7 protein-coding genes are annotated in these 15,087 nt (G+C 27.3%); all 7 read right to left on the reverse strand.

The window, feature by feature from the left end:
* A partial coding sequence (locus FAY47_RS09215; RefSeq protein ID WP_143316420.1) for a non-ribosomal peptide synthetase occupies positions 1 to 7,229 on the reverse strand: 7,229 nt, incomplete at its 3' end.
* 108 nt (positions 7,230 to 7,337) lie between these two features.
* A complete protein-coding gene (gene ablA, locus FAY47_RS09220) occupies positions 7,338 to 8,531 on the reverse strand; it encodes a lysine 2,3-aminomutase (RefSeq protein ID WP_143316421.1) in 1,194 nt (397 codons plus the stop codon).
* A gap of 427 nt (positions 8,532 to 8,958) precedes the next feature.
* Positions 8,959 to 10,653: an ABC transporter ATP-binding protein gene (locus FAY47_RS09225; protein ID WP_185966778.1), complete on the reverse strand. Its 1,695-nt coding sequence runs from the start codon at positions 10,651 to 10,653 to the stop codon at positions 8,959 to 8,961.
* A 435-nt stretch (positions 10,654 to 11,088) separates the two neighbouring features.
* Positions 11,089 to 11,241, reverse strand: coding sequence for a hypothetical protein (locus FAY47_RS20630; protein ID WP_207706233.1), 153 nt, complete (start codon positions 11,239 to 11,241; stop codon positions 11,089 to 11,091).
* Between the two features lie 86 nt (positions 11,242 to 11,327).
* Positions 11,328 to 12,383 carry a glycosyltransferase family 2 protein gene (locus tag FAY47_RS09230; RefSeq protein WP_143316423.1) on the reverse strand — a complete coding sequence of 352 codons (1,056 nt, stop codon included), beginning with the start codon at positions 12,381 to 12,383 and terminating at the stop codon, positions 11,328 to 11,330.
* A 17-nt stretch (positions 12,384 to 12,400) separates the two neighbouring features.
* The gene (locus FAY47_RS09235; RefSeq protein WP_143316424.1) at positions 12,401 to 13,735 is read right to left on the reverse strand and encodes an MATE family efflux transporter; all 1,335 of its coding nucleotides are present in this window, start codon (positions 13,733 to 13,735) and stop codon (positions 12,401 to 12,403) included.
* Positions 13,728 to 15,050 (reverse strand): DUF6271 family protein, encoded by a 1,323-nt coding sequence (locus FAY47_RS09240; RefSeq protein WP_143316425.1) that lies wholly within the window; start codon positions 15,048 to 15,050, stop codon positions 13,728 to 13,730. Before FAY47_RS09240 ends, FAY47_RS09235 begins: the two co-directional genes overlap by 8 nt.
* Between the last annotated feature and the right edge of the window lie 37 nt (positions 15,051 to 15,087).

The raw sequence follows: 15,087 nt of genomic DNA on the forward strand, positions 1-15,087 counted from the left end.
TCAAACAATTCACAAATTGTTTTGTTCCTTGGATATTCTGTATAAGTATCATTGAATTCATATAATAATTTTTGCTTTTCTTCATCTGATGTAATACTAATTTCAGAGATTTTTTCATTTACATTATCAATTATTCCTTGAATTAAATTTAATAAATGATTAGCAAATCTATACATACTTTCTCTCTTGAATAACTTTGTTGAATATTCTAGATTGAATAGTAATTTCTCTTGCTTTTCTATTGCAAATAACGTTATATCAAATTTCGATACTTTTTCTTCGTAATTATAGTTTTGAGATTTTATTTTGCTTATTGTTAAATCTTTCGAATTTATATTTTCCATTGCAAACATTACATCAAATAAAGGATTCCTGCTTGTATCCTTTTTCAATTTAAGATTTTCTACCAACTCTTCATATTGATAATCTTGATTTTCATAAGCATTAAATGAATTTTCTCTTACTTCTTTCAAGAATTCCTTGAAAGTTTTTTCTCCAGTTGGTTTATTTCTCATGGCTAATGTATTTACAAACATTCCAACTACTTTTTCTAAATCTCCATGTGTTCTTCCTGCAACAGGAGATCCTATAATTATATCTTCTTGCCCTGTATACTTATGCAATAATACATTTAATGTGGATAGTAAAACCATATATAATGTAGAGTTATTTTCTTCTGCTATTTTGTTTAATTTCTGTGCTAAATTCTTATTTATACTAAAACTTAATGTTTCACCTTCAAAGCTTTGCACTACTGGTCTAACATAATCTGTTGGAAAATTTAATACAGGAATTTCTCCAGAAAATCTTTCTAACCAGTACTCTTTCTGTTTTTCATTTATATCTTCTTTATTTTTATTTTGCCATACTGCATAATCTACATATTGTATTGGTAATTCCTCTAACTTCTCCCCTTCATAGATTCTCCCTATCTCATCTATAATTATTTCCGTTGAAACTCCATCACAAATTATATGATGCATATCTATCATAAGAATATGCTTACTATCTTCAATCTTTATAAGTCCAACCCTAATTAATGGAGCTTTACTTAAATTAAATGGCCTTATAAAACTACTAATAATAGCTTCTACTTCACTTTCGTCCTTAACCTCATAATTTTCTATATTAAATTCAAAGTCTTTACATATTTTTTGAACTACTTCTCCATCTGAAATTTCAAAGCTTGTTCTTAGTGATTTATGTCTTATTATTAGTTTCCTGAATGTTTCATTAAGTTTTTCTTTATCTAGTTCTCCAACTAATAAAATTGTATCTAGAATATTATAATTAGTTTTATTTTTATTAGATTCTTGAATTATATACATTCTCTTTTGCGCTGAAGATGATGGATAATACTCTCTTTCTTCCACTTTTTCTATTTCCATATATCTTGTTATTGATGCTGCCTGTATATATTCTGCTTGATCTTCTATTGTTGCAACTTTGAATAATTCACTTAGTGATATCTTAACTTCAAACTCCCTATGTATGCTTGTCATAAGCATTGTTAATTTTAAAGAATGACCTCCAATTTGAAAAAAGTTGTCCTTTACACTTATATTTTTGATACCTAATATTTCATTCCATATAACACTAAGCCTTTCTTCTATCTCATTCCTTGGTTCTATATATTCTGCAGATATTATCATATTTTCTTCTAACTTAAGTAATTCTTTTCTATCTATCTTACCATTTGCTGTTAATGGCATCTTCTCTACCTGAACAAAATAGTTAGGAACCATATACTCTGGCAATTTCTCTTTTAGAAAAGTGCACAAATTATTCTTTGTAATAATTTGATTATCCAAAATATTTATTTTTCTTGGTTCATAGTAATCCTCTTCATAAACTGTTGAACTAATATCTTCCTGCTTTTTTATAGCAAAAACATTATATATATTAGTATTTTCAAATTCGCTATCTTTATCAGTCTGAACTTTATATCCATGTCCCTCAAATAAATTTACTACTGTATTTAATCTGCCATTTGAATCATTTACTTCAACGACTACCTGTTCGATTTTGTCCCAATCTCTATCTGAAATACCATCTAAAACATCCATCTCACTTTTTTCTACATCAATTTTTAATAAATTAATTTTATCTATATTGTTTTCTTTAATTATTTCAGATATAGTTTTCATTTTACAAACAATCTCTTTTGCTTCAAATCTACCTTCTAACATCTCACTATAATAATTTTCTTGCTCTTCATTTACTGTTTCTTCATCACTTTTCAGTGTTTGAATAAAAGTTTCTTTATCACTTTCTATATTTCCATATTTATTAGACATAATTGAAGCTTTTGGATAGAATGTAAACACCGTTTCTGTATTTTTATTTGAAAGTCCACAATTAAATACCTTCGTGTCTGTTCCGTACAATCTTGCATTAATTTCTAGTAAATTAAATAAATCTGGTATAGGTTCAAAAGCAAAAACTTTTACATTCTTGCATATGTTATTTATTAATAAACTAAATAAACCTATATTGGCACCTATATCAAATATGCAATCTCCATCTTTAATGCTGATACCATGTTTTAAATCGTTTTGATCCTCAAAGATTTCTTTATACATAAAGTCAGTTTCATTTTTATTAAGATGAGCTATGGACATATTATTAGGAAGTGTATATCTTACTTTTCCATCAATTATAGGGAAATTGTTTATATCTGTTTCTACATATGCAGCTATATACTTACCCTTTTCCTTAGACTCTTTTTGTAATACAACCGCATTTCTTATAACTGGATGTTTTTTAAGATTATCCTCTATATCACCAAGTTCAATTCTATAGCCTCTAATTTTTACTTGCTCATCTCTTCTACCTAAAAATTCTATATATCCATCCCTATTGAATCTTCCCCAATCACCAGTCCTATACAACATTCCAAATTCATCATGCATTATAAATGCTTTCTTAGTTTTTTCTATATCATTAATATATCCATTAGCTAAACCAATACCACCAATATATAATTCACCTGTTACCCCATAAGGACATACTTCCATTTGCTTTCCAAGAACATAATACTTTTGATTAGCTAATGGCATTCCATATGGAATACTAACCCATTCGTCTTTAACCTCTTTAATTGGATAATATATGGACCAAATTGATGCTTCTGTAGCCCCACCTAAACTTATTGTCTCAGCATTTGAAAAATGTTTTTTTATTTCATTAGGCAATTCTAAAGGAATCCAATCTCCACTTAGCATCACTAATTTCAAGCTTTTATTTAAGAATTCATCTTTTACACTTTTTATAAGCATATACATTATTGCAGGTACTGAATTCCATACTGTTATACTATGTTTTTCTAATACCTCTATTATCTCATTTGCATCTCTCTGATCTTTAATCTCTACTAAAGTTGCTCCTACAATTAAAGCACCAAATATATCAAATACAGATAAGTCAAAACATACTGATGATAAGCCTATTATTTTATCTTCTTCATTAATATTAAATTTCTGATTAATATCCAAAATTGTATTTATTACCGAACCATGAGTAATAATTACTCCCTTTGGTTTTCCTGTGCTTCCAGAAGTATATATTATATAAGCTAAATGCTCTGGTAAATTTACCTTTACTAAATCATTATCATCTTCTTCATATATAGATTTATCTTCTATATCTAATATATCTCCATTTAATTTTACTTTTTTCATGAATTTATTTTGTGTTATAAATATATTCATTTTACTATCATTAACAATGTACTCTATTCTGTCTTCTGGATAATGAGGATCTATTGGTACATAAGCTCCTCCAGCTTTTAACACTGCAATTATCCCTACTATCATTTCTAGAGATCTTTCCACCATGACTCCTACTAAGCAGTTTGGTTTAACTCCCTTTCGTCTTAAAGTTCTTGCTAGTTTATTGGCTCTTTTATTTAATTCCTTATATGTTAATTCTTTTTCTTCAAATACTACTGCTACTTTATTAGGTGTATTTTTAACTTGCTTCTCAAACAATTCCATTAATGTTGTGTTAGAATTATACTCCACATAAGTATTGTTATATTCATATATAAGTTTATTTTTCTCTTCTTCTGATATTATTTCTATATCACTTATCTTCTTGTCTACACTTGTTGTTATTTCTTTTATAACATTTATAAAATGCCTAATAAAATCCTCAATAGTTTCTTTTTTAAATAATTTTGTTGAATATTCAATAGTAAATTGAATTCTATTTTTCTCCTCTATTGCTTCTAAAGTCATATCAAACTTTGATTCACTATTATTTATAATGATAAGTTGTCCATTTATCTCCTTTAGACTTTCTTCCTCAGATGTCATATTCTGATATCCAAACATAAAATCAAATATTGGATTTCTGCTCGTATCTCTTGTAGTAACTATATTTGTTACAAAATTCTCATATTGATAATCTTGATTTTCGTAAGCATCTAACACGCATTCCTTTACTTCAGTTAAAAACTCTCTAAATGTTTTTTCTCCCTTAGGTTGATTTCTCATAGCTAGAGTGTTTGCAAACATACCTACTACATTTGAAACCTCATCACGTGTTCTTCCTAAAACAACAGAACCTATTACTATATCTTCTTGTCCTGTATATTTATTTAATAACACATTAAAAGCTGCTAACAATACCATGTACATAGTATTACTATTTTTATTTGCTATCATATTTAATTTTTCTTTTAAATCTTCATCAATGCTAAATTTAAGGGTCTCACCTTCAAAGCTTTGAACTATTGGCCTTGCAAAGTCAGTTGGCATATTTAATACTGGTATTTCATCTGAAAATCTGTTTAACCAATATTCTTTTTGCTTTACCATTTCTTCTGATTTTAAAAATTTACTTTGCCAATCTGAATAATCCTTGTACTGTATTCTTAAATCTTCTAATGTATCTCCTTTATAAAGTTTTACTAATTCCTCTTCTATTATTTGTATAGACATACCATCAGCTATTATATGATGCATATCAAATACTAATATATATTTTTCATTCTCTATCTTTATAAGACCTACCCTAAATAAAGGTGCCTTTCCTAAATCAAAAGGTCTTATAAATTCTCTTATTGTTTTCTCTATCTCACTAGCTGTCTTATTTACTTTTTCTATATACTCTACCTTAAATTCTATTTTATTATGTATTTTTTGAATTATATTTCCGTTATTTATTTCAAAGTATGTTCGTAAACTTTCATGCCTTTTTACTATATTATTAAATACTTCTTCAACCTTCTCTTTATACATTGAACCATTAATTAAAATTGCTGTAGGCACATTATATACCGTACTTTTTAAATCGTGCTGCTGAAGCATATACATTCTCTTTTGAACAGAAGAAACTTTATAGTATTCTTTTTCTTCAGTTTTTTCTATAGACTCATATACATTCCTTTTCGTGTTACTTATATACTCACTAATTTTCTTTATTGTATTTAACTTAAATATTTCTTTTAATTTTAATTTAAAATTAACGTATTTATTTAGTTTAGTTATAAGTATAGTTGCCTTAATTGAGTCTCCACCTAATTCAAAGAAATTATCATTTATTCCAACCTTATCAACTCTTAATATATCTCTCCAAATCTTTGATATTATTTGTTCTACTTCAGTTCTTGCTGCTCTATACTCTGTTCCAGTATTTATCCTTCCATAAGGTTCTGGTAATTCTCTTTGATCTATTTTGCCATTAATTGTTAAAGGGATTTTTTCTAATTGTATATAATAAGAAGGAAGCATGTACTCTGGTAATTTATCCATTAAATGCTGTTTCATTTCCCCTACTGTCAATTCTCTATCTGCTACAAAATAGGCACATAAATATTTACTGCTACTTATATCGTCTCTAGCTATTACTACTACTTCTCTTATTAACTCATGCCTCAATAAGGCACTTTCTACCTCATTTAATTCTATTCTATATCCCCTTATTTTAACTTGCTTATCTATTCTTCCCAATAGTTCAATGTTTCCATCTTGTGTCCACTTAGCTAAATCTCCTGTTCTATACATTCTAGTACCCTCTATAAAAGGATTTTCAAGGAACTTTTCCTTTGTTAACTTTTCATTATTTAAATATCCTCTTGATACTCCTCCTCCTGATATAAATACTTCTCCTGCCACTCCTATAGGAAGAACGTTAAGATCCTTATCTAGAATATATACCTTATAATTATTTATTGGCTTACCAACAAGTACTTTAGATTTTTCATTACTATTACATTTATAGTAAGTTGCACAAACTGTAGTTTCAGATGGACCATACATATTATATACATTAGAATATGTAATAATATTCGAAAAATATTCACTCTTCAAAACATCACTACTACTTAAAAAAGTATGTACAGATGGCATAGGATCTAGATTATTAAATTGACTTAAAATTAATGGTGAACAACTTAATATGGTAACCTTATATTGTATTATTAAATTTCTTAAACTTATTGCATCTTTTACTTCTTCATTTTTAGGAACAATTATTCTTCCACCTACAAACAAAACACTATATATTTCTTCTACAAAACCGTCAAAAGTAAAGGATGCTTGTTGTAATGTAGCATCAATGTCAGTCAATTTATATAATTTAATAAATGAATTTGTATATGTTACTACATTTCTATGCTCTGTTATGATTCCTTTTGGATTTCCTGTTGTTCCAGATGTATATATAATATAAGCCGCATCCTCAGGTGATTTTATATTTCCTAAATTACTGCCATCACCTTTATATAATAGTTCATCATCTAGATTTATTATCTCCCCTGAAAACTGAATCTTATTCCTTACCTTATTATGAATTAATAGCATATTAACTTTAGCTTCATTTATAATATACTTTATTCTTTCCTCTGGATATTCTGGATCTATAGGTAAATATGTGCCACCTGCCTTCAATATACCTAGTACCCCTATAACCATCTCCAAAGAACGTTCAACCATTATTGCTACTATATTGTTAGAACTTATCCCTTTCTTCCTCAATATTCTTGCAATATTATTAGCCTTTTCATTTAATTGTCTATACGTCAACTTCTTATCATCAAATATTACTGCAATATTGTCTGGAGTCTTCTCAACTTGTTTCTCAAAAATTTTATGTATAGTTTTATTCTTTTCACATTCTATATATGTATCATTGAAATCATAAAGTATTCTCTTCTTTTCTTCTTCTGTTAAAATATCAACATTATCTACTAATAACTCCTCATAGCCCTCTTTTTTTAATACCATGCTTTATCTTTAATGGGAACCTTATACTTCATGTATATCCCACTAAATATTCACCCCTTTTCAAAAACATTCATATAATTCACTTATCACTTTATGTAATATTTTTTATTACACATTTTCAAACTCTAAAATATCTGAGAGTTTAATCCAATTTTCTTCTCTATTATCGCAAGATTTGCACCTTTCATTATTGCGTATTGGTTCTTGATAAGTTATAATTTTCCCCTCATAATTTCTTAATACTACTTTATTATCCCCTTGATAAATCATGTAGTTTGGCATTAGTGGAATTTTGCCACCACCACCTGGCGCATCTACAACAAAACTTGGTACACATAATCCTGATGTGTGACCTCTCAATCCTTCCATAATTTCTATTCCTTTTGATACAGATGTCCTAAAATGCTCCAAACCTACAGAAAGATCGCATTGATAAATATAGTATGGCCTAACTCTTATCTTAACCAAGTCATTTACCAGTTTTTTCATTATATCAACTGAATCATTTATATTTCGTAAAAGTACCGATTGATTACCTAAAGGTATCCCTGCATTTGCCAACATTTCACATGCTCTTTTTGAATCTTCTGTTATTTCATTTGGATGATTAAATTGTGTATTTAACCATATTGGATGATACTTAGATAACATTTTAACTAATTTAGGAGTAATTCTTTGTGGCATAACTACAGGAACTCTTGAACCTAATCTTATAATTTCAACATGAGGTATATCCCTTACCTTACTTATTATGTATTCTAATTCTTCATCACCCACAAGTAATGAGTCTCCCCCTGAAATAAGTACATCTCTTATCTTAGGAGTCTTAGATATGTATTCTATAGCTTTATTTACCTCATCAATAGGAAGTGCTTTATCTTTTTGTCCAACAAGTCTTCGTCTTGTACAATGCCTACAATACATACTACATTGATCCGTAATTAACATTAATACTCTATCAGGATATCGATGAACCAATCCTTTTACAACAGAACTATTCTCCTCTGCTAACGGATCCAAACTTTCTCCAGGAGCTATATGTAATTCTGATACTGTCGGAATTGCTTGCTTTCTAATTGGATCTTCTGGATCATTTTCATCAATTAAACTCAAATAATATGGTGTAATTGCCATTCTTAATACTTTAAGCTCACTTATTCCACTTTCCTCTTCGGGAGTTAATTTTATGTACTTACTTAATTCTTCTATAGTCTCAATCCTATTTTTAAATTGCCACCTCCAATCATTCCATTCTTCATCACTCACATCGTTAAAAATTTCAGATCTTCTATTAACTCTCATTTCCTAGCCCCCTCTTTTATTTTTCCCCAATTTAAATTATAAATTTTTGTAACTCTTAATATTACAACTAATTATTCCTTATATTTCTCATATTATTGTTATTTGTTACAATTTTGTCATTTTTTTCATATGATTATATTATAATGTATTCTTGAAAATAATCAAGCTTTTCATTTTAATAAATGGCTTAAAATTATACCTTTTAACCCTTATTTAGCTATATGTAACCTATTAATTAAGCATCAGATACAATTTAGCAAAAACAAAACTATCTAGTTTCTTTTAAAAGCAAAAAAATAACACCAAATTTATTTCAATAAATCCTCTTGAAATAAATTTGGTGAATAATTAAAATTCATATATAATCTGCTATTTTTTTATATTAAATTATCAATTACACTATTATTGTAATCTACAAAATAGTCATCTATTCGCATCCTTCTGCTACATAATATAAACTATAAAAATACTCTTTCTTATTAATTAAACTGTAGAAATCACCTGTTTCTATTACATTTCCTGCATTAACTGCTATAATTTCATCATAATCCTTAAGGGTATCCTCCATAAGTTTATGAGTAATTACAATTAAAGTCACATCCTCTAAATGTAAAAGAGATTTTTCTATACTATAAGCAGTCTCATTATCTAAAGCTGATGTTGATTCATCAAGAAGCATTATAGACGATTTCTTGATTAATGATCTAGCTATAGCTATTCTTTGCTTTTCTCCACCTGATAATTTACCTCCATTTTCACCTATTTCTTCATAAATTCCATTTGGTAATCTTTCTATGAGATTTGAAAGTCCTGCTTTCTCTATTACATCCATTATTTCTTCATCACTATAGTCTTGATATAAGGTAACATTATCTTTAATCGTTCCATCAAACATAAATACATTTTGTTGTATTACTGAAATATGTTTGTATATATCATCTAATTTTATATCTTCATTATTAATTCCATCAATAAATATTTGACCTTTAAAATCATTGTAATATCCTAAAATAAGCTTTACGATTGTAGATTTACCGCTTCCACTTCCTCCAACTATGGCATATTTCTTTCCTTTTTCAAATTCTATATTAACATTTTCTAGTGCTAGTTTACTTCCATCATAGCTAAAAGAAACATCTTTAAACTCTATATTTTTTTCAAAACTAGTTAATTCATATTTTCCTCCACCTTCACATTCCCCTGTTGCTAAAGAATTTATCTTCTCAGATATACTGGTTAAAGATTTAATCTTATTTATAATTTGTATGCTTTGAACAACTGGGTTAGATAAATAATTCATTAATTGAATTAACCCTATTAATGTACCCATAGTAATTTCTTTTTTTATTAATAAGTATCCTCCAAATATTAAAGGAATAATAAACATTAGAATACCTAAAAATTCAGCACAACAATCAACTATTCCGTTATATATTGAAAACTCCTGTTTTTTTATCTCTACATTAGAATTGCTTTCATTATACATTTTTTTAGCTTTTGAGAAAATATTGAAATTTCTTACTACCTCAAAACCTGAAAGTATATCCTTTGTTTTACTTGTAAGTTCTTCTAATGACCTTGAATAGACTTTCTTCTTACTTGATAATTTACCTCCAAATAATTTTGGAATAAACATAGCTATTAAAGCAAGGACAAGTATTGCAATAGTTATTGATAAATTTAAGTATATAGCAGAAATTAGCGCTGCTATAAATGATACTAAATAGTTAATTAAGTTAAACATATTAAGAAAACAATCTTGTTCTAGCATATTTACATCATTTGTAAGTAAAGAAATATAGTTTGCACTATTTTGCTCATTAAAGGTTTTTATATCTTTATTTAATATATTAGAAAACATATCATTTTTTAAATAAGTCATAGTTTTTCTTATATATATTGCTTTAGAAATATATAATGCAAATTTAAATATTAGCGACACTCCTGTATAAGCCCCTAAAAGTACTACACCTCTAAAAAAAATATTTATATTATCCCCCTCAGCTAAATCAATAATATACTTTAGCATAAATGATATAGCTACACTAATAACTGCATCTATACTTACTAATAAGATAGTAGTCGCAAGCAAACCCTTAAATTTAAATATGTATTTTTTCATAACGCCCCCCTTTTTCATATATAATTACTCTTTTTGTAAAACACTGAACCCACATGCTTTAAGCAGTTTCATTAATTCAAACATAACCTAATGACCAATCTCTTCTCATGAAGTTTGACGGAATAACACTAAAAAAAGACAAAGCTCTGATAGGATAAAATGGTTGTACTTAAGATTTTACCTTCTCTAAATCAACTTCAACTACGCTTCAAGTTCAATTTTATTAACTGATATGTTTGTCATAAAAACCTATTTTTTTCTATATTTATGTAAATAATACTTTTATTAACATAAATATATACTTACCTTACACATTTGTCAATAATAATTTGGAATGTTCATTTTTCTCTCCCTGTCTAAGCTGTTGGTGTCAATAAAAATTCCCCGAAAAAGGGAAAAAATTTTCCACTTATATGATGAGTTTGATTATATCTTTCATAAACTTTTTACACTCTGGAATGTTTGTAATTTTATATCAAATGCACTTTCATCTATATTAATATAAATAGGATTGACTAACTTTTTATCTAACTTAAATATACTATTTAACGCTTCAATATATTCATTAAATATAAAAATCCACGACATTCCTGTCGTGGATTTTGGGGTGTAGTCGAATCTTACCGTTTCAAATGCACAATTTTTATTTAAAAAGAGAAGATACTTTAAATATATTAATTAAAATCAAAGTTGTAAATGTCATGTTTCTTGGAAGAAAAAACACATCTGCAGAAAAATTTGAAATTACTAAAATTTCTATTCATGAAAAATAGTTTTCTTGCATATTTTACAGATTTAATCCCTGGTGAATTGATAAATGCTAATGTATAATATTTTTCTTCTATACGCTTGTTAATAATATCAATACACCTTGTTCTATTTTTTATATTATCAGATTTATTAACCAACAGCTTTAAATATTTTCTCATATTATTTTTATTTTCTCCATCAAAAGTGAGTTTAGCTACAATTTCTTTATCTTTCATCACTTTAGAAATTTCTACGTTTTCTCTATCAATATAAGAATACAAATTATTATCACCATCATCATAATAAATAAAATGAGCTTTCTTGTGTATGACAACCTTACACTTATCAATAATTCTTAATACTAAATCTACATCTTCACTTGTAAATAAATCTTCTCTAAATTTTCCTGTTATATTTATATTTTCTCTTTCCATAACTAGAGTATTTATATGATAACAATAAAAATAATTGATTATTGAAAATTCTAAAAAACTTTTTTCTAAACAAAAATAATCATTATAATCAGTGACACATGAAGCTTGTACAGCAGAATTTAATTTCATTTTTATCTCTTCTGAATCACCAATGTCCTCGATTGAATCACCATGTTTCTCATGCCAATAAGCAAAACATACGGTAGAATTTGTTTTCTCAATTAATTCTATTGATTTTTCTAAGTGAAAACATTCCCATTCATCATCAGAATCTAAAAAAGCAATATATTTACCAACTGAATTTTTAATTCCGCTATTTCTAGCACCTGCTACACCTTTTTTATTTGTATTTACTATATATTTTATTCTTTTGTCTTTCTTCATATATTCCGTAATCATATCTTTTGTATTGTCAGTACTTCTATCATCAACTATTAATAGTTCAAAATTTTCAACCGTTTGATTAAGTACTGAGTTTATAGATCTCGGTAATGTTTTTTCCCTATTATATGTGGGAATTATAACACTAACTAATACTTTATCCATAATTTAATATCATCTCCTTAAATCGCAACAGGGGAATTAGCTGATATATTGTTAGTCATGTAATGAAATTTTATATAATTTATAATGGATCTAACCAGTTCATCAATGAAAAATGTAATAAATACTCCTAATGTTCCAATGCCAACTTTAAATACTAGTAAATATGACACAACTACTGTAATAGATGTTCCAATGATTTGAGTTAGTAACATCCACTTAACATTTCCCATAGCACGTATACTACTTCCTATTATTACATTCAAGGTTTTAGGAATTAATGTTACAAACATTACAATTAAATATATATTAGACTGAATAATAATTGAAGTTTCATTTGTAAATATATTTAATATCTGATATCTAGCTATATAAGAAATTACTGATAAACTACATATAATTAAAAGATTAAACTTTAAACAATCACCAAAAATATTTCTAATTTCATTACTTTTTGATTTACTTATATTACGACTTATTAAACTTAGCGTTGCAGTACCAAAAGCGGTACAAAACACATATAAAAGCATTTCAATACTTGTAATCAAGGAATAAATACCAACCTCATTTTCACTTAATATATTTAGAAATTTTGTTACAACAAAACTTCCAACATACCAAAATAGTGATTCAGCACTAGTTGGAAGCCCTAGCTTTAATATTTCCACAAAATGCTTTATATCACTTGAAAGTGAACTTTTTATCTTTAAATTAATTACAGACTTGTGCATCAAAAGATACCAAAACAAGTATATGGTACCCACAGAATTTGCTATTGCAGTTGCTATTGCAGCCCCTTTTATTCCAAAACAAGGAATGCCAAAAGGCTCACATATAAACAGCCAGTCTAAAATTATGTTTACTACAACCTTAATAATTGATCCGTATAGTATAGGATATGTTACCCCTAAACCTTGTGATAGTGATTGAAGTGTTGAATCAACGCCACATAAAATTAAGTAAAATGAAATATAAAACATATAATCCATACACATAGGTAAAAGAGTTGGACTTACATCAATTATTCCAAACAAAGGTTTAGAAATAAACTTCCATAGTATAAATATAAGTACCCCAAATAGTAAATTGTATTTAAGTGCTGCAATGGTATATCTTGATACCTTATCTTTTGATTCATGGTTTTGACCAATTAATATTGTTACACCTGTACAAACTGCGATAATAATCGCATAAGTAATATTTAATGGGTATGTTACATTACCAATTACTGATATAAAACTAAAATCAATTTTCCCAAGAAACATTTTATCTACAATTCCTTGTATCTGAAAAACAATTTCTTGAATAACTATAGGTAATGCTAGCATCAAAATTTTCTTATATCTACTATTCATTAAATCCTCCAATAAATTTTCTTATATCAATTGTTTTTGCCTTTGAAATTATAGAATTCCAATTATCAAGTAACATTATATGCTTTTTATAATCATCATCAGCTTCATTAATATATCCTTCTGCATTTTTTAATAAATTTTCACCAATCTTTCCGTAAGACTCATCAAAGGGAATCAATACCTGACTTGCTATCTGCTTAATTCTATCAATACGTTCATCTTTGCTTAGATTTTCAAATTCTGATATGCTTTCTTTAAGCATATTCATAATAGGTTCAGAGATTAATTTTTTTTCTGAACTAAATTCGTCATTAATATTATCATTATATATAGTTCCATAATTATTGAAATAATCAGCAAACTTAGCTACACCATACCAGTAACGATTTTTTCTTTCAAATTCAAATCTTTCTGAATGATATTCATGAAATACAGCACGAGTATGATGAAGAGATGGTAATCCTAGCGCTGTTGCAGTATCAAACATAAAATAATCAGCAGCTAATGTATTTTTCCCTGGAACATTAGGTAAGTACTCAAATAATTTATATACAGCCACATTACCACAATCAGGGTTCAGTCCATCATTAACTGAAGTAACTAATGTTAATTTATCTCTATCTTCAAATTGTACATCAAATCTAAAAGCCTCATCGCATATTTCCTTGATACTATCTTTTTCAAACCCTAGTAATTCATATAACTTATATATAATTTCAAAAGATTTTCTAGCAAAGTCTTTAACATCAAGATTCCATTCACCAAAGTAATTACCGCCTACAACCGTAATTTCTTTATCCTTATTAACCTCATTAGGTACACTGATCCCTTTATCCGCCAATTCTTTAATCCTTTTTCCTAAATACTTCAATTCATATTCTATTGGATAAACGTTACGAACATCTGACATTTCATCAAATATTAAGCATGTATCTGAATCTCTCCTATGAAAGGCTTCTGCTCCTAATGAACAAGTTAATAGAGAAATTTTATTCATAGTTGTACCATAATTTGATTCAGTATTAGTAAATATGTTTTTTATTTGCTCTCCACTTTCTATGCCCTCAAATAATTTATCAAAATATTTTTTTTGAATATCCGTAGTCATATGAATAATCTCAACATTTGGATACTGTTTTTTCAAATTAGCTAAAACTTTGTGATTTTCTTTTACAAAATCAAAGTCATTAGTTTCAACAACTATAAAAGGTATATCTAGAGAATAATTTTCTTTTGCATAAACTATCTCTTTAATATAGCTATTAGCACACCTTTCTATCTTTCTATTGGTAGGAATAAAATACGCAGATTTCATTTTTATCTTCCTTTCTTATCTTCTATTCTTTGTAAAA

The sequence above is a fragment of the Clostridium sp. HBUAS56017 genome, from assembly GCF_007115085.1.
GTDB classification, from domain to species: domain Bacteria; phylum Bacillota; class Clostridia; order Clostridiales; family Clostridiaceae; genus Clostridium; species Clostridium cibarium.

Bases quoted from the DNA above. Each gene is read 5' to 3' on its own strand.
- FAY47_RS09240 (WP_143316425.1), bottom strand. From the start codon at position 15,050: ATGAAATCTGCGTATTTTATTCCTACCAATAGAAAGATAGAAAGGTGT.
- ablA (WP_143316421.1), bottom strand. From the start codon at position 8,531: ATGAGAGTTAATAGAAGATCTGAAATTTTTAACGATGTGAGTGATGAA.
- FAY47_RS20630 (WP_207706233.1), bottom strand. From the start codon at position 11,241: ATGTCGTGGATTTTTATATTTAATGAATATATTGAAGCGTTAAATAGT.
- FAY47_RS09230 (WP_143316423.1), bottom strand. From the start codon at position 12,383: ATGGATAAAGTATTAGTTAGTGTTATAATTCCCACATATAATAGGGAA.
- FAY47_RS09225 (WP_185966778.1), bottom strand. From the start codon at position 10,653: ATGAAAAAATACATATTTAAATTTAAGGGTTTGCTTGCGACTACTATC.
- FAY47_RS09235 (WP_143316424.1), bottom strand. From the start codon at position 13,735: ATGAATAGTAGATATAAGAAAATTTTGATGCTAGCATTACCTATAGTT.